Annotated in this window: 20 protein-coding genes; 12 read left to right on the top strand and 8 right to left on the bottom strand. The window is 71.4% G+C overall.

All coding sequences use genetic code 11. The features are described from left to right. Window positions 1–16: 16 nt before the first annotated feature. Entirely contained in the window at window positions 17–844 is an 828-nt protein-coding gene (locus tag IEY86_RS07965) for a trypsin-like serine peptidase (protein ID WP_189130817.1), read from the bottom strand. 34 nt (window positions 845–878) lie between these two features. Next, window positions 879–1364, bottom strand: coding sequence for a pyridoxamine 5'-phosphate oxidase family protein (locus IEY86_RS07960; RefSeq protein ID WP_189130873.1), 486 nt, complete (start codon window positions 1362–1364; stop codon window positions 879–881). 124 nt (window positions 1365–1488) lie between these two features. Between IEY86_RS07960 and IEY86_RS07955 the strand changes: the two genes are divergently transcribed. Then, window positions 1489–2121 (top strand): cysteine hydrolase family protein, encoded by a 633-nt coding sequence (locus IEY86_RS07955; RefSeq protein ID WP_189130816.1) that lies wholly within the window; start codon window positions 1489–1491, stop codon window positions 2119–2121. A gap of 306 nt (window positions 2122–2427) precedes the next feature. Here the strand turns inward: IEY86_RS07955 and IEY86_RS07950 are convergent, their stop codons facing one another. Continuing rightward, window positions 2428–2925: a Rieske (2Fe-2S) protein gene (locus IEY86_RS07950; protein WP_189130815.1), complete on the bottom strand. Its 498-nt coding sequence runs from the start codon at window positions 2923–2925 to the stop codon at window positions 2428–2430. A 130-nt stretch (window positions 2926–3055) separates the two neighbouring features. Between IEY86_RS07950 and IEY86_RS07945 the strand changes: the two genes are divergently transcribed. Together IEY86_RS07945 and IEY86_RS07940 are read left to right on the top strand one after the other, a co-directional pair. Beyond that, window positions 3056–3883, top strand: coding sequence for a HipA family kinase (locus tag IEY86_RS07945; protein ID WP_189130814.1), 828 nt, complete (start codon window positions 3056–3058; stop codon window positions 3881–3883). After that, entirely contained in the window at window positions 3880–4293 is a 414-nt protein-coding gene (locus IEY86_RS07940; protein ID WP_189130813.1) for a DUF3037 domain-containing protein, read from the top strand. The genes IEY86_RS07945 and IEY86_RS07940 overlap by 4 nt, the downstream gene beginning before the upstream one ends. Before the next feature lie 134 nt (window positions 4294–4427). On the opposite strand, the gene IEY86_RS07935 is transcribed toward IEY86_RS07940, so the two are convergent. Beyond that, window positions 4428–5126 (bottom strand): TetR/AcrR family transcriptional regulator, encoded by a 699-nt coding sequence (locus IEY86_RS07935; RefSeq protein ID WP_189130872.1) that lies wholly within the window; start codon window positions 5124–5126, stop codon window positions 4428–4430. A gap of 214 nt (window positions 5127–5340) precedes the next feature. Between IEY86_RS07935 and IEY86_RS07930 the strand changes: the two genes are divergently transcribed. The 6 genes from IEY86_RS07930 (at window position 5341) to ung (ending at window position 10800) form a co-directional block, all read left to right on the top strand. Continuing rightward, on the top strand, window positions 5341–6375 hold the full coding sequence (locus IEY86_RS07930) for a phosphotransferase family protein (protein WP_189130812.1): 1035 nt from the start codon (window positions 5341–5343) through the stop codon (window positions 6373–6375). A gap of 11 nt (window positions 6376–6386) precedes the next feature. Beyond that, on the top strand, window positions 6387–7607 hold the full coding sequence (locus IEY86_RS07925; RefSeq protein ID WP_189130811.1) for an acyl-CoA dehydrogenase family protein: 1221 nt from the start codon (window positions 6387–6389) through the stop codon (window positions 7605–7607). A 55-nt stretch (window positions 7608–7662) separates the two neighbouring features. Beyond that, window positions 7663–8424 carry a 3-oxoacyl-ACP reductase FabG gene (gene fabG / locus IEY86_RS07920; protein ID WP_189130810.1) on the top strand — a complete coding sequence of 254 codons (762 nt, stop codon included), beginning with the start codon at window positions 7663–7665 and terminating at the stop codon, window positions 8422–8424. A 60-nt stretch (window positions 8425–8484) separates the two neighbouring features. Further along, entirely contained in the window at window positions 8485–9240 is a 756-nt protein-coding gene (locus IEY86_RS07915; protein WP_189130809.1) for an SDR family oxidoreductase, read from the top strand. Then, complete coding sequence (locus IEY86_RS07910) at window positions 9237–10028, top strand: SDR family NAD(P)-dependent oxidoreductase (RefSeq protein ID WP_189130808.1); 792 nt, start codon at window positions 9237–9239, stop codon at window positions 10026–10028. The genes IEY86_RS07915 and IEY86_RS07910 overlap by 4 nt, the downstream gene beginning before the upstream one ends. Before the next feature lie 91 nt (window positions 10029–10119). After that, window positions 10120–10800, top strand: a complete 681-nt coding sequence (gene ung / locus IEY86_RS07905) for a uracil-DNA glycosylase (RefSeq protein WP_189130807.1) — start codon at window positions 10120–10122, stop codon at window positions 10798–10800. 170 nt (window positions 10801–10970) lie between these two features. On the opposite strand, the gene IEY86_RS07900 is transcribed toward ung, so the two are convergent. After that, window positions 10971–11474 (bottom strand): hypothetical protein, encoded by a 504-nt coding sequence (locus IEY86_RS07900; protein WP_189130806.1) that lies wholly within the window; start codon window positions 11472–11474, stop codon window positions 10971–10973. A 98-nt stretch (window positions 11475–11572) separates the two neighbouring features. Here IEY86_RS07900 and IEY86_RS07895 point away from each other — a divergent pair, with 98 nt between their 5' ends. Further along, window positions 11573–11779 carry a hypothetical protein gene (locus tag IEY86_RS07895; RefSeq protein ID WP_189130805.1) on the top strand — a complete coding sequence of 69 codons (207 nt, stop codon included), beginning with the start codon at window positions 11573–11575 and terminating at the stop codon, window positions 11777–11779. Between the two features lie 104 nt (window positions 11780–11883). Beyond that, window positions 11884–12786, top strand: coding sequence for a Gfo/Idh/MocA family protein (locus IEY86_RS07890; RefSeq protein WP_308425114.1), 903 nt, complete (start codon window positions 11884–11886; stop codon window positions 12784–12786). Here IEY86_RS07890 and lnt read toward each other — a convergent pair. Then, the gene (gene lnt, locus IEY86_RS07885; RefSeq protein ID WP_189130803.1) at window positions 12758–14266 is read right to left on the bottom strand and encodes an apolipoprotein N-acyltransferase; all 1509 of its coding nucleotides are present in this window, start codon (window positions 14264–14266) and stop codon (window positions 12758–12760) included. The genes IEY86_RS07890 and lnt overlap by 29 nt on opposite strands. A gap of 262 nt (window positions 14267–14528) precedes the next feature. Continuing rightward, the gene (locus tag IEY86_RS07880) at window positions 14529–15980 is read right to left on the bottom strand and encodes an APC family permease (RefSeq protein WP_189130802.1); all 1452 of its coding nucleotides are present in this window, start codon (window positions 15978–15980) and stop codon (window positions 14529–14531) included. Between the two features lie 230 nt (window positions 15981–16210). Between IEY86_RS07880 and IEY86_RS37530 the strand changes: the two genes are divergently transcribed. Then, complete coding sequence (locus IEY86_RS37530) at window positions 16211–16333, top strand: hypothetical protein (RefSeq protein ID WP_265803960.1); 123 nt, start codon at window positions 16211–16213, stop codon at window positions 16331–16333. A 98-nt stretch (window positions 16334–16431) separates the two neighbouring features. Here the strand turns inward: IEY86_RS37530 and IEY86_RS07875 are convergent, their stop codons facing one another. Beyond that, window positions 16432–17196: a DUF4230 domain-containing protein gene (locus tag IEY86_RS07875; RefSeq protein ID WP_189130801.1), complete on the bottom strand. Its 765-nt coding sequence runs from the start codon at window positions 17194–17196 to the stop codon at window positions 16432–16434. Window positions 17197–17434 lie beyond the last annotated feature (238 nt).

The raw sequence follows: 17434 nt of genomic DNA, 5'->3' as shown, positions 1-17434 counted from the left end.
GGCCGTCCAGTTGTCGCTAGCCCCGCTTGGCCTCGCTGTACACCCTGTCCAACTCCCGGCCCGGATAGGCGCCGTACGAGGTCCAGTGGATGTCACCGCCGGCCTGGTGGCCACCGAGGACGCCCACCACCGTGCCCGAGCCCGACCGGGCGTCGTAGTCGCGCAGCCAGGGGGACCCGCTGGTGCCCTCGGAGTACCCGTTGCAGTCGAACCGCATCTGGTGGGGCATCGCCCTGCGGCCGGTCACATCGCACCCGATGGGGGAGTCGGAGGAGTTGGGGTAGCCGATCACCCGCACCTGATTGGTGTAGCCGGGATCGACGGCGACGCGGTTGGCACCCGTGACGTCCTGGACGTTCCTGCCGCCCAGCGGCTCGACGGTGACGAAGGCGAAGTCCTCGTCCTCGTCCTCGGCATCCTTCCACCCCTGTGCGACGAAGACCCGGCCGAGCTTCCACACGCCGAGCGGAGTCCTGCCGTCCTCGGCCATGGGAGTGAAGGCCAGACCCCGCGCGGGCCCGTCCTCGCTGTCGTACACGCAGTGCGCCGCGGTCAGCAGGAGATTGCGGTGCGGGCTGTCGACGACGCTCGCGGTGCAGAAGTGGTCGCTGTCCCGCGCCGTGTAGCGCACGGCCCCGATGGTGCGTGCCCCCTGCACACGTGCCGCCGTCGGGTAGGCGGGGCGGCGTGGCTCGGCCTCGGCGAGTTGTCCGGGCCGCCGGTAGCCATCGGATCCGAGCTCCTCGGAGTGCACATGGGAGGCGGCGGCCAGCCCGGCGGCCATCAGCAGGCCGCTGGTCATGGTCGCGGCGATCACCAGCCGCCGGGGGCTTCGAGAAGTCACGTGGCCGATTCTAAGGAGAATGGCCAAAAAAGCATCACTTTGCGCGGTCTTGAGCATCCGCCATCTTGCGGAAGTCCCAGGACACGACGCTCTCCGGCGTCAGCCGCAGCCAGGCATGCCGTCCATCGTGCGGCATCGCGTCCAGACCGAAGTTCTTCCCCGCGAACAGCCGCTCAACCGCGTTCAGCTCGTCATTCGGCTCGCCGGTGCGGGGCGCCTCGCCCACGGGTACGGCGACACCGCTGAGCTCCACCCCGCGCAGCTCGTCGTAGCCGTCCCCGTCGTCCACGAGCACGCTGATCCGTGGATCGTCGCGCAGGTTCGTCCAGCGGCGGCTGCGCACGATCGAATACAGCCACAGCGACGTCCCGTCCCACGCGAACCACAGGGCGCTCACATGCGGTCCGCCGTCCGCGCCCACGGTCGCCACCCGGCATGTGCGTGCGCCGGCCAGGAAGGCGTCGACCTCGGCGTCCGTCATCATGATCCTGCGGCCCCGCCGCTGTGCGCCGCTCGCCATCTCCCGCACCCCCACCGCCCGGCCCTGCTGCCGGATCCTATTGATCTGACGCATTGTCAGATAGTGTGCCCGCCGGAACGGGGTCCAAGCGCGGAACCCGCGCATCATGGGGAGGCGGGCGGTCATGACGACTCGGGTGGAACGCCTCGCCGCACGGCTGGCCCCCGCCACGACCGCCGTGCTCACCGTGGAATGCCAGCGCGGGGTCATCGGCCGGGACGGCGCCCTGCCGGAGCTCGCCGAGGCCGTACGCGCCGAAGGCGCACTCGCGAATGTCGCGGCGCTGGTGGCGGCTGCCCACGGGGTGGGAGCGACCGTCGTCCACGCCATCGCCGAGCGGCGCTCGGACGGCAGGGGCGCCAACCGCAACGCACGCCTGTTCCATGCCGCCGCCCGTCTGCCCGTCCAGCAGCTCACCGGCTCGCCGATGGCCGACGTCGCCGAGGAGATCCCCGTCGCGGACACCGACCTTTACGCCCGCCGCCTGCACGGTCTGTCGCCGCTGGCGGGAACGGGGCTCGATCCCGTGCTGCGCAACCTCGGCTGCCGCACGCTCGTCGTGACCGGCGTGTCCGCCAACGTCGCCGTGCCCAACGCCGTCTTCGACGCCGTCAACCTGGGCTACGAGGCGGTCGTGCCCGAGGACGCCATCGCGTCCGTCCCCGCCGAGTACAGGCGTGCGATGGTCGCGAACACCCTGTCCCTGGTCGCGACCGTCGCCACCACCGGCGAGATCCTGTCCTGCTGGACGGCCTAGGAACTGGGGCCCAGGAGCTGGAGGGCACAGGAGCCGGATGGCACAGAAGGAGCCCGCAAGGAGCCTGAAGGGCCGGCGGCCCTTGGACATGCCCGTCGGGCGCAGAAGGCGGGCACGGCAGGCGAGCGCGGAAGGCGGGCACGGAAAGGGGGGCGCGGAAAGCGGGCACGGCAGGCGGGCACGGAAAGGGGGCACGGGAGGCGGGCGCCCAGGCCCGAGAGGGGCGCAGGCGCACCGAAGGCACGGCAAGGCATGGACCCCCTCCCGCCCGCGGGACGAGGAGGGTCCGCGCCTGCTCCTGCCTCATCAGGCCAGCTTGATCGAGCCGCCCTCCACCTTCACATTCAGCTTCGACAGCGGCTTCGGTGCCGGGCCGCCCTTCACGCTGCCGTCCTCGATGCTGTACTTGCTCCCGTGGCACGGGCAGTTGATGGTGCCGCCCTCCACCGCGGAGACCGGGCAGCCCTGGTGGGTACAGATGGCCGAGAAGGCCCGGAAGTCGCCCTTCGTCGGCTGGGTGACCACGACCTTCTTGTCAATGACCTTCCCGCCGCCCACGGGGATGTCCGCGGCGCTCCCGAGGTCCTTGCCGCCCGTGCCGCCGCCGGTGTCCCCGCCGGTGTCCCCGCCGGTGTCCCCGCCGCTGGACTGGGACTGGTCGCCCCCGCTGGCCCCGGGAGAGCCGGCGTCCTTGGAGCTGTCATTGGAGCCGTCGCCGCACGCCGCGAGGGTGGCGACGAGACCCGCCGCTCCTGCCGCTGCGACCACGGTGCGCCGGGTGGGGATACCTGCAGTGTCGGCCATTGCATACTCCTGAAACGGTTCAACGGAATACTGCGCTCACCGTAGTGATACGCGGGCGGCGATGTGAGTGTTCAGCCTGACACGCGTCGGCTGGCCTGGGGGCCTGTGACACCCCCGCTAGGCTGGGCCGGTGCTGACCGAGGTGATAGCGACCCGCTATGTGACACCCCTGCGTGAAGGCGGGTCACTGCCCGGAATCGTCGAGGCGGACGACCTGGGGACGTATGTGACGAAGTTCGTCGGCGCGGGGCAGGGCCGCAAGACCCTCGTGGCCGAGGTCGTCGCCGGTGAACTCGCCCGGCGCCTCGGTCTGCGCGTCCCCGTGCTGGTGCGGGTGCGACTCGATCCGGTGATCGGCCTCGGCGAGCCGGACGAGGAGGTCCAGGATCTGCTCAAGGCCAGCGGTGGGCTCAACCTCGGGATGGACTACCTTCCGGGCTCCCTGGGTTTCGACCCGCTGGCGTTCGAGGTGGAGCCGCGCGAAGCCGGGCGGGTCGTCTGGTTCGACGGCCTGGTGGGGAATGTGGACCGTTCCTGGCGCAATCCCAATATGCTCCTCTGGCACGGCGACCTGTGGCTGATCGACCATGGCGCCACGATGATCTGGCACCACAACTGGCCCACCGCGGACCGGTCCGTCACCAAGCCCTACGACGCCTCCGACCACGCGCTGGCGCCCTTCACCCCCGACATCGCGTCGGCGCGGGAGGAGCTCGCCCCCAAGGTCACCGAGGAACTGCTGCGTGAGGTCGTCGCTCTCGTCCCGGACGAGTGGATCACCGACGAGCCGGGGTTCGGCGGTCCCGAAGCCGTCCGGGCGGCCTACACACGGCAACTGCTCGCCCGTGCCCGCGCCGCCGACGCCTGGCGGCCGAGCGTGCCCGCCGACTACCGGCGCCCCGAGAAGCCCGGCGTCGGCAACGCCCCGGCCTGGCTGAAGGGACGGCAGTCGAAATGACGACGGCACCTGGGAACCCGCCGGGCGGCGCGCGGCGCGATGTCTTCGAGTACGCGGTGCTGCGTGTCGTCCCCCGCGTCGAGCGCGGAGAGCTGATCAACGCGGGTGTGCTGGTCTACTGCCGCGCCAAGGGCTTCGTGGCGGCGAGGACCCATCTGGACGAGACCCGGCTGCGCTGCCTGGACCCGCAGGCGGATGTCGAGGGCGTGCGGGCCGCGCTGCGTGCCGTCGAGGGTGTCTGCGGCGGTGGGGACGGCGCCGGACAGGCGGCGGGCGACGAGCCCGGCCGCAGGTTCCGCTGGCTGACCGCGCCGCGCAGCACCGTCGTCCAGCCGGGGCCGGTGCACACCGGTCTGACGAGCGATCCGCTGGCCGAGACCGAACGGCTGCTCGACCTGCTCGTGCGCTGAGCTTCCCCTGATGTGCCGAGCGCCTGCCGGACCCCTCCGGCAGGGCAGCCGGGGGTAGCCGGGAGAGGTTGGAGGGGCGCGGGACGCCGGGCAGCCCAGGGAGCCATGGAAGGTCTCGGGAATTCAAAAGGAATTCATGCGGGCTCGGGAGAAGTGCCCGAATTCCCGAACGTCCCCGCCGCACCCGCCGGTGATTTCTTCCCGGCGTCCGGCTGTGCGCCCTTTTCCGTCCGTGCGATTCCGGTGAGGAACATTTCCGCGAGCCCCTCGCCGACCTCTCTCGGCCGCAGGCTCCCCTCGGCCCGGTACCACGACCCGAGGTGGTGCACCGCGCCGAAGAAATGGTGGGTCGCCAGATCGGCCGAGACGTCGGAGCGCACCGATCCCTCGTGCCTGCCCTCGTCGACGAGCGCGCGGAACCGCTCGTGGTAGCGCCTGCGCTCCGCTCGCACCCGGGCCCTGGTGTGGGGTGCGAGCAGGTGCAGCGAATTCATCAGCACGACCGCGTCGTCGAGGTGGGCGAGTGTGCTCACCACCACGTCGGCGGCGGCCTCACGAAGCCGGTCCACCGCCGTTCCCGGCCCGTCGGCAATGCGCTCCAGTGCCTTTGTCTGCATGCTCAGGAGCCTGCGGTAGATCTCGTGGAGCAGGTCGTCCTTGGAGTCGAAGTAGTGGTACATCGCCCCCTTGGTGACCCCGGCCGCGTCGACGATCTCCTGGACGGAGGTCCGCTCGAAGCCCCTGGCCGCGAACAGCCTGGTCGCCACCGCGAGCAGCCGGTCGGGCACCGGGCGGTCGGTTGCGGTGGCCTTCCGGGCGACCTGGTCCGCCATCTCGTCGACCTCCTCCACCTTGGGACGCGGGGACAACATACCAGCTGGTCGGTCATCGCCGAACAGTGGCCGAAAGAACAGCCGAATGGCGTGCATCGGCCGTTGACACCGGACCGACTTCCTCCTACGGTTTCGCGTGTCGTCACATTACCCGCTGGTAGTTCGGGATCCCCGACATACCGGTTGGTCGGTCAGCTCGATGGAGAGGACACCGATGGAGGGCACTGCGGAGACGGCTCTGCCGGGTCTCGACCTGGCCGTGCTGCGCGACTGGCTGGACACCCGGCATCCCGGGTTCGCCCAGGGGCCGCTCACCGGAGAGCTGATCGCGGGCGGGCGCTCCAACCTCACGTACACCGTCACCGACGGCGCCCGACGCTGGGTGCTGCGCCGGCCCCCGCTGGGCCATGTGCTCGCCACCGCGCACGACATGGCCCGTGAGTACCGGGTCATCTCCGCCCTGGCACCCACCCCCGTGCCCGTGCCCGTCACCCACCTGCTGTGCGAGGACCCCGAGGTTCTCGGCGCCCCGTTCTACGTCATGCAGCACGTGGAGGGGCAGGTGCTGCGCGGCGCCGGGCAGACCGCGCGGCTGGGCCGGGAGCGGGCGCGGGAGCTGTCCGGGCATCTGATGGACGTCCTGGCCGACCTCCACACGGTCGATCCCGCCGAGGTCGGGCTCGCCGACTTCGGCAGGCCGCAGGGCTATCTGAACCGGCAGGTCGTGCGCTGGGGCAAGCAGCTCGCCGCCTCGCGCAGCCGCGACACGCCCGAACTCGACTCGTTGCACAAGCGTCTTCTCGACAGCGTCCCCGCGACTCAGCGCACCGGGATCGTCCACGGCGACTTCCGCCTGGACAACGCGGTGGTGGGCGAGGACGGCCGGATCGCCGCCGTCCTCGACTGGGAGATGGCCACGCTCGGCGACCCGCTCGCCGACCTCGGTCTGTTCCTCGTCTACTGGGACGTCATCCGCGAACTGCTGCCGGACAACCCCGTCGCCCAGGGCATCAGCGACAAGGCGGGCTTCCCGCCGGGAGCCGAGCTGGTCGAGCAGTACGCCCGGCGCAGCGGCCTCGATCTGGAGCCGCTCGCCTGGTACGTGGCGTTCGGCTGCCTCAAGCTCGCCGTCATCGCCGAGGGCATCCACTTCCGTTATCTGCAGGGCCTGACCGTGGGGGAGGGCTTCGACCAGATCGGGACGATGGTCGCACCGCTCGCCTCCCGCGGCCTTTCGGGCTTGTCGTGAAAGGTTCAGCCATGGACTTCACACCCGACGCTCGCACCGAGGAGCTGTCGAAGGAACTGCTCGCCTTCATGGACGAGCGCGTCTACCCGGCGGAGCCGGTCTTCGCCGAGCAGGTCGCGGGACTGCACTCCGCGGGAAAGGGCTGGTCCCGCCCGCCCGTCACCGCGGAGCTGAAGGAGGAGGCACGCGCCCGAGGGCTGTGGAACCTCTTCCTCCCCGACAAGCGCCACGGGGCGGGGCTGACCAACCTCCAGTACGCCCCGCTCGCCGAGATCACCGGCCGCAGCCCGATGCTCGCCCCCGAGGCGCTCAACTGCGCGGCCCCGGACACCGGCAATATGGAGCTGCTCGCCGAGTTCGGCAACCAGGAACAGCAGGAGCGCTGGCTGACCCCGCTGCTCGAGGGCCGGATCCGCTCGGCGTTCTGCATGACCGAGCCCGACGTCGCCTCCTCCGACGCCACGAACATCACCACCCGCATCGAGCGCGACGGCGACTCCTACGTCGTCAACGGCCGCAAGTGGTGGTCCTCCGGTGCCATGGACCCCGCCTGCGAGATCTTCATCGTCATGGGCAAGACCGACCCCGGCGCCGAGCGGCACCGCCAGCAGTCCATGGTCCTCGTCCCCCGTGACACCCCCGGGGTCACAGTGCGCCGCGGGATGACCGTCATGGGCTACGACGACGGACCGCACGGAGGCCACGCCGAGGTCGACTTCCAGGACGTGCGGGTTCCCGCCGGGAACCTCATAGGCGAGCCGGGCACCGGTTTCGCCATCGCCCAGGCCCGTCTCGGCCCCGGCCGGATCCACCACTGCATGCGGCTGATCGGTATGGCCGAGCGCGCGTTGGAGCTGATGTGCCGCCGAGCTGTGGACCGGGTGGCGTTCGGCAAGCCGCTCGCCGAGCAGGGCGTGGTGCAGGAGTGGATCGCCGAGTCGCGGGTGCGCATCGAGCAGGCCAGGCTGCTGGTGCTCAAGACCGCGTGGCTGATGGACAACGTCGGCAACAAGGGCGCCCACAGCGAGATCCAGGCCATCAAGATCATCACCCCCTTGATGGCCGAATGGGTCATCGACAAGTCGATTCAGGCATACGGCGGAGGGGGAGTCTCCCAGGACTTCCCGCTCGCCCAGCTGTGGGCGCAGGCCCGCACACTGCGCCTGGCGGACGGCCCGGACGAGGTCCACCGGCGCTCCCTGGCCCGCCAGGAACTGAAGAAGTACCGCTGAACCACCGCCAGAGCCGACAGCACCGAGTCATCTTCCGAACCGAGGAGGCACAACGATGTCCACCACCGAGCAGCGCGTAGCGATCGTCACCGGGGGCGCCCGCGGGATCGGCGCGGCCACCGCCCAGCGACTGGCCGAGGAGGGCCGCGCGGTGGCCGTGCTCGACCTCGACGAGGCGGCCTGCAAGGAGACCGTCGAGAAGATCACGAAGGCGGGCGGCCGGGCTCTCGCCGTCGGCGCGGACGTCTCGGACGCCGCTCAGGTCGAGGCCGCCGTCGCGCGTGTCGCCGAGGAGCTCGGCCCGCCCACCATCCTGGTCAACAACGCGGGTGTGCTGCGCGACAACCTGCTGTTCAAGATGAGCGAGGGCGACTGGGACACGGTCCTCGGAGTGCACCTCAAGGGCGCCTTCCTGATGACCCGCGCGGTGCAGAAGCACATGCTGGACGCCGGGTTCGGCCGGATCGTCAACCTCTCCAGCAGCTCCGCCCTCGGCAACCGGGGCCAGGCCAACTACTCCGCCGCCAAGGCCGGTATGCAGGGACTGACCAAGACCCTCGCGATCGAGCTCGGCAAGTTCGGCGTCACCGCCAACGCCGTCGCCCCCGGCTTCATCGCCACCGACATGACCGCAGCCACCGCCGCCCGTGTGGGCATGGGCTTCGAGGACTTCCAGAAGGCGGCCGCGTCGCAGATCCCCGTGGCGCGCGTCGGCACGCCCGAGGACGTGGCCAACACCATCGCGTTCCTCAGCGGTGACGCTGCGGGCTTCGTCTCCGGCCAGGTCGTCTACGTCGCCGGCGGGCCGCTCGACTAGGGCCCGGCCCCGGGGCCTGTCCCTCCCCCTCCTTCCCTCACCTTCTGGAGCAGCAAGCACATGACCACGGACACCGGCCGGGTAGCCCTCGTCACTGGGGCCAGCCGCGGCATCGGTTACAGCATCGCGGAGGCGCTCGTCGCCCGCGGCGACCGGGTGTGCATCACCGGTCGCAACGAGGACGCGCTCAAGGAGGCCGTCGAGCGCCTCGGCGGCCCCGACCGCGCGCTGGCCGTCGCGGGCAAGGCGGCCAACGAGGAGCACCAGGCCGAGACCGCCGAGCGCGCCATGGCGGCGTTCGGCCGCATCGACTACCTGGTGAACAACGCCGGCACCAACCCCGTCTTCGGCCCGATCGCGGAGATGGACCTGGGGGTGGCCCGCAAGGTCTTCGAGACCAATGTCGTCTCCGCCCTCGGCTTCGCCCAGCAGGTGCACCGGGTCTGGCAGAAGGAGAACGGCGGCGCTACGGTCAACATCGCCTCGATCGCCGGTCTCGGCGCCTCCCCGTTCGTGGGACTGTACGGCGTCAGCAAGGCCGCGATGATCAATCTGACGACGCAGCTCGCGCACGAGATGGCGCCGAAGGTACGGGTCAACGCGATCGCCCCGGCCGTGGTCAAGACGAAGTTCGCGGCGGCGCTGTACGAGGACCGGGAGGAGGAGGCCGCCTCCTCCTACCCGATGGGGCGCCTCGGGGTCCCGGAGGACGTCGCCGGGGCCGCCGCGTTCCTGCTGTCCGACCAGGCGGGGTGGATCACCGGCCAGACGCTGGTGGTGGACGGCGGGCTGCTGCTGAACGCGGGGGTGTCATGAGCGGCAACGGAGGCTTCGAACTCGCAGGCGCGGGGGTGGTCGTGACCGGAGCCGGGCACGGCATCGGTGAGGCGCTGGCCCGCCGCTTCGCCGCCGCGGGTGCGCGCGTGGTCGTCAACGACCTCGACGCGAAGGCGGCCGAGGCGGTCGCCGAGGAGATCGGCGCAGGCGCGCTTCCCGGTGACGCCGCCGACCCCGACGGCGTCGAGGCGCTGATCACCGGCGCCCGCGCCGCGCTCGGCGAGATCGATCTGTACTGCGCCAACGCCGGGACAGCGGTGGGCGGTTCGGAACAGGCGGCCGACGCCGACTGGGAGCGTTCCTGGCAGGTCAACGTCATGTCGCACGTGCGGGCCTCGAGGATGCTCACCGGCCCCTGGCTCGAGCGCGGGCGGGGGCACTGGATCAGCACCGTCTCGGCGGCGGGCCTGCTGACCATGCTGGACGCGGCGCCGTACGCCGTGACCAAGCACGCGGCGCTGGCGTTCGCCGAATGGCTCGCCGTCACCTACCAGCACCGGGGCATCACCGTGCAGGCGCTGTGCCCGCAGGGCGTGCGCACGGACATGCTCGGGGGCACGGGAGCGGCCGGGGACCTGCTGCTGCGGCCCACCGCGATCGAGCCGTCGCAGGTGGCCGAAACTGTGGTCGAGGCGCTCGCGGACGGGCGGTTCCTGATCCTGCCGCACCCGGAGACGGCGCAGATGTACCAGCACCGGGCCACCGACACGGACCGGTGGCTGCGCGGTCTCGGCCGGGTGCAGCAACAGCTCGACGCCACGCGCTGAACGCGCTGTCGGTGGGGGCCGGTACGTTCTTCCCAGAAGCGGGGGAGCGCACCGGCCCACCCGCCTGTCAGCCGTACCGGAGGTCCGTGCCGTGTCGTACACCCTGCCCGATTCGTGGCTGCCCGTCCTCGGCGAGGAGGTGTCCAAGCCGTACTTCAAGGAGCTCACGGAGTTCGTCGAGCAGGAGCGTGAGGAGCACAAGGTCTTCCCGCCTCGTGACGAGGTGTTCGCCGCGCTCGAGGCGACCCCGTACGACCAGGTGAAGGTCCTTCTCCTCGGCCAGGACCCCTATCACGGCGAGGGCCAGGGACACGGGCTCTGCTTCTCCGTGCGACCCGGCGTCAAGACCCCGCCCTCCCTGCGGAACATGTACAAGGAGCTCAACGACGAACTCGGCCTCCCGGTCCCGGACAACGGCTATCTGATGCCGTGGGCCCAGCAGGGCGTCCTCCTGCTCAACGCGGTGCTGACCGTCCGTGAGAGCGAGCCCAACTCCCACAAGGGCAAGGGCTGGGAGAAGTTCACCGACGCCGTCATCAAGGCCGTCGCCGACCGGTCGGATCCGGCGGTGTTCGTCCTGTGGGGGAACTACGCCAAGAAGAAGCTGCGCCTGATCGACACCGAGCGGCACACCGTGGTCCAGGGGGCGCACCCCTCGCCGCTGTCCGCGCGGCTGTTCCTCGGCAGCCGCCCGTTCACCCGGATCAACGAGGCCGTGGCCGCGCAGGGCCACGACCCCATCGACTGGCGCGTCCCCGACCTCGCGGTCTGACGGAGCCGAGTCCGGTCCGGCGCGCCGCCCGACTTCTCTGCCCGCTCCCGCTCCCGCCGCTGCGGAACCGGGGGCCGATGTCCTTCGCGTTCGACGGCCGACGAACTCGAGGTGCAGGAGCACGCGGCGCCGAGTCGGCGGGGCGCTTCGCCCGCCGGCCGCGAGCCGGTTCAGTTGCCGTAGGCGGCGCCGCAGAGCCGGTTGGCCGGGCTGTCCTTGGGCCAGTGCCCGAACTCCCGGCCGAGCTCGCACACACCGGAGCCACTGGGGAAGCGCACGGTGGGCCGCAGGGCCGGGCGTTCACTCGGCCGGCCCTGGGCCTTGCCGCCGGGGGGCGCCGGAGGTGCGGGCAGGGGCGGCAGCAGCCGTGGGGCGCTCACGCCGGTGTGGGAGGGCTTCGGGTGGGACTCGGCCTCCCGCGCCTCGGCCTTCTTCGGCCTGGCCTTCCTGCCGCCGCCCTCGGGCGCCACCGAGGCCAGGGCGTCGTTCGCCGGACCCCGGGTGGGCTCGACCAACGAGGCGGACGGCCGGGACGGGCGGGACGGTCTGTGCCCGTCCTGCTGCGGGGCCACGGTCATGCACCCCGACAGGCATCCCATCGCCGCCACCGTCATCGCCGCCACCGTCATCGTCGTGGCTGTCATCGTCGTGGCTGTCATCGTTGTCGCTGTCATCCGCCGCACCTGGCCACTCTGCCGCCCGGGCGCCGGTCCGGGAATTCCCCTCAAGGGTGCTGTCGCGTCCACGAAGCTGACCAGGTGCGTCTCAATGGGTGAGTGGCCGGGCCCGATCGCTGCCCGCCTTCCACCGGGCACGGACCGCGCTGCTGGGCGACGCCGCCCACGCCATGACCCCCGCCCCGCCGCCCGTACCGCCCCGCCGACCTGGTGCGCCGCTCCCAGCGGATCGCCGGGGCGACCGCCCCAACCTCGCGGCCGCCGTGGCCGTGCGTGACCTGCTCATCACCGCCGTCTGCTGACTCGCCCCGGATACGGCCCCGCGCGGTCCGGGCGCAGTGGCCGACTGGCGGCCCCCGTATGCTGACAGCCGCAGGTGAGCGGCGTGGAGGGGAAGCACATGACTGTGAGGGTGGGCGTCATCGGCCTCGGCGACATCGCCCAGAAGGCCTATCTGCCCGTGCTGGCGGGCGAAGCCGGGATCGAGCTGCACCTGTACACCAGGACCCGCGCCACGCTCGACCGCGTCGGCGACCAGTACCGCACCCCGCACCGGCACACCACCCTGGACGGGCTGATCCACGACGGCGGGATCGGGGCCGCGTTCGTCCACGCGCCCACCGACCAGCATGTGCCCATCGTCGAGCAGCTCCTCGACGCCGGAATCCATGTGTATGTCGACAAGCCCCTCGCCTACCACCTCGAGGGCGCCGAGCGGCTCGTCCGCCTCGCCGAGCAGCGCCGGCGCACCCTCATGGTCGGCTTCAACCGCCGCTACGCGCCCGGGTACGCCCAGGCCCTGGATCACCCGCGCGATCTGATCGTCATGCAGAAGAACCGGGTGGGCCTCGCCGCCGACCCCCGTGAGGTCGTCTACGACGACTTCATCCACGTGGTCGACACTCTGCGCTTCCTGCTGCCCGGCACCGCCGAGCACGTGGACATCCGCGCGAAGCTGCGCCGCGGCCTGCTCCACCACGTGGTTCTCCAGATGTCGGGCGACGGTTTCACCGCACTCGGCATCATGAACCGGATGAGCGGCTCCACCGAGGAGACCCTCGAGGTGATGGGCGAGGACACCAAGCGGCAGATCCTCAACCTCGCCGAGATCGTCGACCACAAGGGCCAGCCGTCGGTGCGCCGCCGCGGCGACTGGGTGCCGGTGGCCCGACAGCGCGGCATCGAGCAGGTCGCCCGCGCCTTCCTCGACGCCGTGCGCGCGGACAAGGTGCTCTCCGCCGAGGACGCCCTGCTGACCCACCAGTTGTGCGAACGCGTCGTCATCGCCGCGCTGGAGCAGGCCTTCTGACGGCCCGCGCGCCCAGCCCCAGCGCCGCCACCCCCAGTATGTCGAAGGCCAGCCACGGCACCCAGGCGCCGTAGCGCGTGTACGGGCTGGTGCCCGTGGCCAGCGGAACGTCGTAGACGCCGACCGTGCTCTCGTCCGTGCCCAGCCACCGCCCCACCCGGTGCCCGTGGGCGTCGTAGACCGCGCTCACCCCGGTGAGCGTGGCATGCACGACCGGCCGCCACGTCTCCGCCGCTCTCAGCGCGGCCAGTGTCGCGTGCTGCTCGGGCGCCCAACTGCGCTGGAACGACGAGGTCGACGACTGCGTGACCAGCAGCCGCGCCCCCCGCCGGGTCAGCGCCCTGCTCATGTCGGGGAACGCCGACTCGAAGCACACCAGCGGCCCCAGCCGCACCCCGCCCGCCTCCATGACCACCGGGCCGCTGCCTCGCCGCCGGTTCTCCGTGGCCGCCGCGCTGACCCCCGTCACCCACCGCAGCATCGGCCGCGCCGGGATGTACTCACCGAACGGGACCAGGCGGGTCTTGTCGTAGCGCTGCCCCGTCGGTCCCTGGGGACCCACGAGCACGGACGTCTTGTATATGCCGTGGCCGTCGAGCCGTCGGGCGTCCACATTCACCAGGACGTCGCTGCCGAGCGAGCGCGACAGGGCGCCGAGGCGGTCCGCGAGGTCCGTGCGGCCGGACAGGTCGAACGCGACGCTGCTCTCCCCCCACACGACCAGGTCGATGTCCTTGCGGCCCACCAGCGTCCGCGTCAGCTTCTCGCCGCGGTCGAAACGGGCCTGCTGTCCGTCGATCACACCCGGCTGCACCACGGCCACGCGCACCGTCCCGGAACGGCCCGGCTGCGGCGCCCACTCCCATATCGCGCTGCCGCTCGCGGCGACCGTGGCCAGCGCCGCCACCGCCGACACCCGTGCCCCGGGCACCGCCACCAGCAGGGCCGCAGCGACGTTCAAGGCGACCACGACCACGGAGACCAGCCACACCCCGCCCACCGAGGCCAGCACCAGGGCCGGCCGGACCTGCCACTGGCTGGCGCCCATCAGTCCCCAGGGGCCGCCGAGCCCCTGCCAGGACCGGACCAGTTCGATCATCAGCCAGCCGGAGGGCAGCAGGACCACCGCCGCCAGGGCCCGGCCGGGGCCCGGCGAATCCCGCAGCAGCCGCCACACCAGCCAGCCCCACGGCGCCCACAGCAGCCCCAGCAGCGCGGCCAGCAGAACGATGAAGACGTGCAGGTCGGGCAGGAGCCAGTGGTGGACGGCCAGCAGGAACCCGGCGCCGCCGATCCATCCCGAGCGCGCGGCCTCGGCGCCGTCCGCCGACGAGCGCACCAGCAGGATCCACGGCACCAGAGCGACGTACGCCAGCCACCACAGCGCCGGATCGGGGAACGAGAGCGCCGGCACCGCCCCCGACAGGCAGGTCAGCACATGCCGCCTCCACCCGGACCACAGGCCGATGCCTGGCGTCATCGAGCTCCTCCCATCGCGGCGAGCCACCAGTGTCAGGGAATCCCGGCTTCCTGCACAGAGGGCGATCATCATCCGATCGGGTGCGTCTTTCCCGCGGACGGTAACTCACACGACGACTGCGGGGACAAACGATGAATTGGCCGCGGCGAGAGCGTCAGGAGCGGCGCATGGCCGAGCAGTCGACCGCGCCTGCGGGACGCGCCCTCTCCCTCTCCGACGAGGTGAAGAACGCGGCGCCCGACCGGTCACGCGCGCCGATTCGTCATGCCTGCTGAGGCACCGTGGCCTGCTCGGGGACGGTCGCCGCCCGCTCCTCGGGCACCTCGATGACCCAGTGCGTCGACTGGCGTGGCCGCAGGTAGACCGCCCAGTACAGGGCCGCGGCGGCGACGATGCCGCCGGTGACGGCGAGGCTGTGCGTGCTCTGCTGGAACAGCACCCAGACCAGGACGCCGATCAGCAGGGCCGGGACCACCGGCCACAGCGGCATCCGCCAGGCGGAGCGGTGCTTGTGGGCTCCGCGCCGCGAGACCAGCGCTCCGAGGGCGACGAAGACGTACATCGCCGCGACCGCGACACCGGTGACCTCGCTCAGCGTGTCCAGGTTGACGAAGCACAGCGCGGCGCCGGGCACACCCACCACCAGCGTGGCCACCCATGGGGAGCCGAAGCGGCGGCCCAGGTGGGAGAAGGCGCGGTTGACCGGCCCCGGCCAGGCGGCATCGCGGGCGGAGGCGAAGACCACCCGCGAGTTCTGGATCACCATGACGATCGCGGCATTGACGATCGCCAGCGCGATGCACAGACTCACGAAGGTCCCGACGGCCGAGTCGCTCCAGGCCGTCACCATCGCGGCAACATCACCCGCGGCCAGCGTCTTCAGGTCCGGCGCGCCCAGGGTGATGGCGACGACCGGAACGATGACCACGGCGGCGCCGATGGCGAGGGTCCACAGCACGGTGCGCGAGACGTTGCGGCGCGGGTTCTCCATCTCCTCCGCCAGGTACACGGCGGTGGAGAAGCCCTGAAGGATGAACAGGGCCGTGGCCAGTCCCGTCACGACCAGTCCGGCGGTGACCGCCGAGGTGTGCCCGTGGCCCGCGTCCATCACCGGGTGCACCAGTACGGAGGCGGAGCGGCTGGTGTGGGTGAAGCCGAGGAACGCGACGACCGCGCAGGCCACGACCTCCAGCACCAGGAAGACGCCGGTGATCCAGGCGTTGGCCCTCAGGTCCAGCAGGCCCATGGCGGTGGCCAGGAGCATGACCGCGGCGGCGGTGAGCTGCGGATCGAGATGGATGATCGGGGCCAGGTAGTCGGCCGTCCCGAGCGCGATGATCGGTGGCACGATCATGACCACGATCAGCGACAGGACGAAGACCAGCCAGCCCGCCAGTCGGCCCATGAGCGTGCCCACCATGGCGTACTCGCCACCGGAGCTCGGGATCAGGGTCCCCAGCTCGGAGTAGGTGAAGGCGACGCCGACGCAGAGCAGGGCGGCGACGACGATGGTGAGGGCCGTCCCCGTGCCCAGCGCGCCGAACGAGTCCGGGACGATCACGAACAGGGAGGACGCCGGGGTGAGGCAGGACAGCGTGAGGAGCGTGCCGCCCACCACTCCGATGGAGCGGGTGAGCTTGGGGGCGGAGCCATCTGTGGCCGGGGACTGGGCGCCGGGCGTGTCGATGCCGGGCGGGCGGAGCGTGTCGGTCATGCAGGGTCCGATCGGGCTTGCGGGAGGGGTATCGCCTCTGGTGGGAGCACCTCTGAGGTGTGGGGCACAGGCAAATGAAGACCGGCATCCCGGTGACGGAATGAAACCCTTGACGTGAACGTGGCGTCAAGGCCCTCCAGGCGATGGAATCCGTTGTGATCAGGCAACTATGGCGCTCATCCAGTGGATTTTGACTCATCTAGCTATCTATTCCGTAACTTTCAAGTGCGATGGCCCGCCGCTACCCCGGAATCGCGCTGGCCCTGCCGTACGAGTACTCCCTGGCGGCGCTGCCCGTCGCCACCGAGCGGGCGGACTACGGGATCGGTCTGCTCCTCGGGCCGCCCGACTGACCGGCCCGTCCGGGCCGTCTCCCTGCCGTGTGTGCCCCTGCCGCGCTGGCCTGCCGTGTGGAATGCCTGCCGTGTGCGGTGCCCGGCGTTGGTGATGCCTACCGCGCCGCCGCGCCGTAGTGAACCGTCACATCGGTGAAGCCGAGCGACCGGAGCAGGCCCCGCAGCATGCTGGTGGTGTTCTTCTCGGCCTGCGCCGTCAGCCCGCTCTCCTTGGCCGCCTTCGCGATGTGCTCGACCGCCAGCTTGTTCACCTGGTGCTCGTCGGCGGGGTTGTCGGAGAAGAAGTCGCCCAGCCGGTCGAAGAGTCCCCGCTGCTTGGAGACCGTGTAGGAGTGGTCCGCGTCCAGGGCGGGCCTGCCGAGCGAGGCATGGGGCAGGCGCAGGGTGGCACGGGTGCGGTCGTCGTTCACGGTCACGGCACTCTTGCCGACGCTCCCGAGGTCCACGCCGGCGCTGACGCTGCCCACGCCCACATACAGGGTGCGGCTGCCGCGCACCGAATCGGGCAGGAACCTGGCGTCCTTGTCCAGATCCACCACGACCTGGAAGCTGCCGGACGCGGCCTCGTAGCGGCTCATGTCCTGAATGGACTTCAGCAGCGCCGGGCCGGAACGGTCGTGGGTCCTCTCGCCGAAGATGTCGCCGAGGCCGGGCAGCAGGCTCAGCCGGCCTGCCAGCAGGAGCAGCGCCACCAGAACGGCGACGGCGCCCGGCAGCCCGATCCACCACGGCACACGGGTCAGACGCGCACGTGAGCGGGACGGGTGGCGCTGCGGGGTCCTGGGCTCGTTGAGGCCGGTGTCGGAGCCCGGCTCCTCGACGTCGGTGGACGCCGTGCCGGAACGGTGTAGGGGCGACATCGCGGTTGCACCTCCGGTCAGCTACGGGGGGCCTTCCCGATGGCGCGCCTTCCCCCGGCGGCCGCGTCCATGGCCCCCGTCGCCCGGATGGCGCTGCGGAGAAGGGGGATTGACGCCTTTTGTGCCGCCTTGGCCGGTGCCATTCGGGACAGGGCGGGGAAGGGGCCGGGCGTGGGACGGGCGTCCGGGTCCGGCGCGGGGCGTGCCCCCTGTTCCCGGGGCGGCTTCCGTGGTGAGC

It is taken from the genome of Wenjunlia tyrosinilytica (assembly GCF_014646055.1).
Lineage (GTDB): Bacteria > Actinomycetota > Actinomycetes > Streptomycetales > Streptomycetaceae > Wenjunlia > Wenjunlia tyrosinilytica.
This window is presented reverse-complemented; position numbering and strand designations above follow the sequence as displayed.

Excerpts from the sequence above, each read along its gene's own strand:
- IEY86_RS07960 (WP_189130873.1), bottom strand. The coding sequence starts at position 1,364 with ATGGCGAGCGGCGCACAGCGGCGGGGCCGCAGGATCATGATGACGGAC.
- IEY86_RS07955 (WP_189130816.1), top strand. The coding sequence starts at position 1,489 with ATGACGACTCGGGTGGAACGCCTCGCCGCACGGCTGGCCCCCGCCACG.
- IEY86_RS07950 (WP_189130815.1), bottom strand. The coding sequence starts at position 2,925 with ATGGCCGACACTGCAGGTATCCCCACCCGGCGCACCGTGGTCGCAGCG.
- IEY86_RS07940 (WP_189130813.1), top strand. The coding sequence starts at position 3,880 with ATGACGACGGCACCTGGGAACCCGCCGGGCGGCGCGCGGCGCGATGTC.
- IEY86_RS07935 (WP_189130872.1), bottom strand. The coding sequence starts at position 5,126 with ATGGCGGACCAGGTCGCCCGGAAGGCCACCGCAACCGACCGCCCGGTG.
- IEY86_RS07930 (WP_189130812.1), top strand. The coding sequence starts at position 5,341 with ATGGAGGGCACTGCGGAGACGGCTCTGCCGGGTCTCGACCTGGCCGTG.
- IEY86_RS07925 (WP_189130811.1), top strand. The coding sequence starts at position 6,387 with ATGGACTTCACACCCGACGCTCGCACCGAGGAGCTGTCGAAGGAACTG.
- fabG (WP_189130810.1), top strand. The coding sequence starts at position 7,663 with ATGTCCACCACCGAGCAGCGCGTAGCGATCGTCACCGGGGGCGCCCGC.
- IEY86_RS07915 (WP_189130809.1), top strand. The coding sequence starts at position 8,485 with ATGACCACGGACACCGGCCGGGTAGCCCTCGTCACTGGGGCCAGCCGC.
- IEY86_RS07910 (WP_189130808.1), top strand. The coding sequence starts at position 9,237 with ATGAGCGGCAACGGAGGCTTCGAACTCGCAGGCGCGGGGGTGGTCGTG.
- IEY86_RS07900 (WP_189130806.1), bottom strand. The coding sequence starts at position 11,474 with ATGACAGCGACAACGATGACAGCCACGACGATGACAGCCACGACGATG.
- lnt (WP_189130803.1), bottom strand. The coding sequence starts at position 14,266 with ATGACGCCAGGCATCGGCCTGTGGTCCGGGTGGAGGCGGCATGTGCTG.
- IEY86_RS07880 (WP_189130802.1), bottom strand. The coding sequence starts at position 15,980 with ATGACCGACACGCTCCGCCCGCCCGGCATCGACACGCCCGGCGCCCAG.
- IEY86_RS37530 (WP_265803960.1), top strand. The coding sequence starts at position 16,211 with ATGGCCCGCCGCTACCCCGGAATCGCGCTGGCCCTGCCGTACGAGTAC.
- IEY86_RS07875 (WP_189130801.1), bottom strand. The coding sequence starts at position 17,196 with ATGTCGCCCCTACACCGTTCCGGCACGGCGTCCACCGACGTCGAGGAG.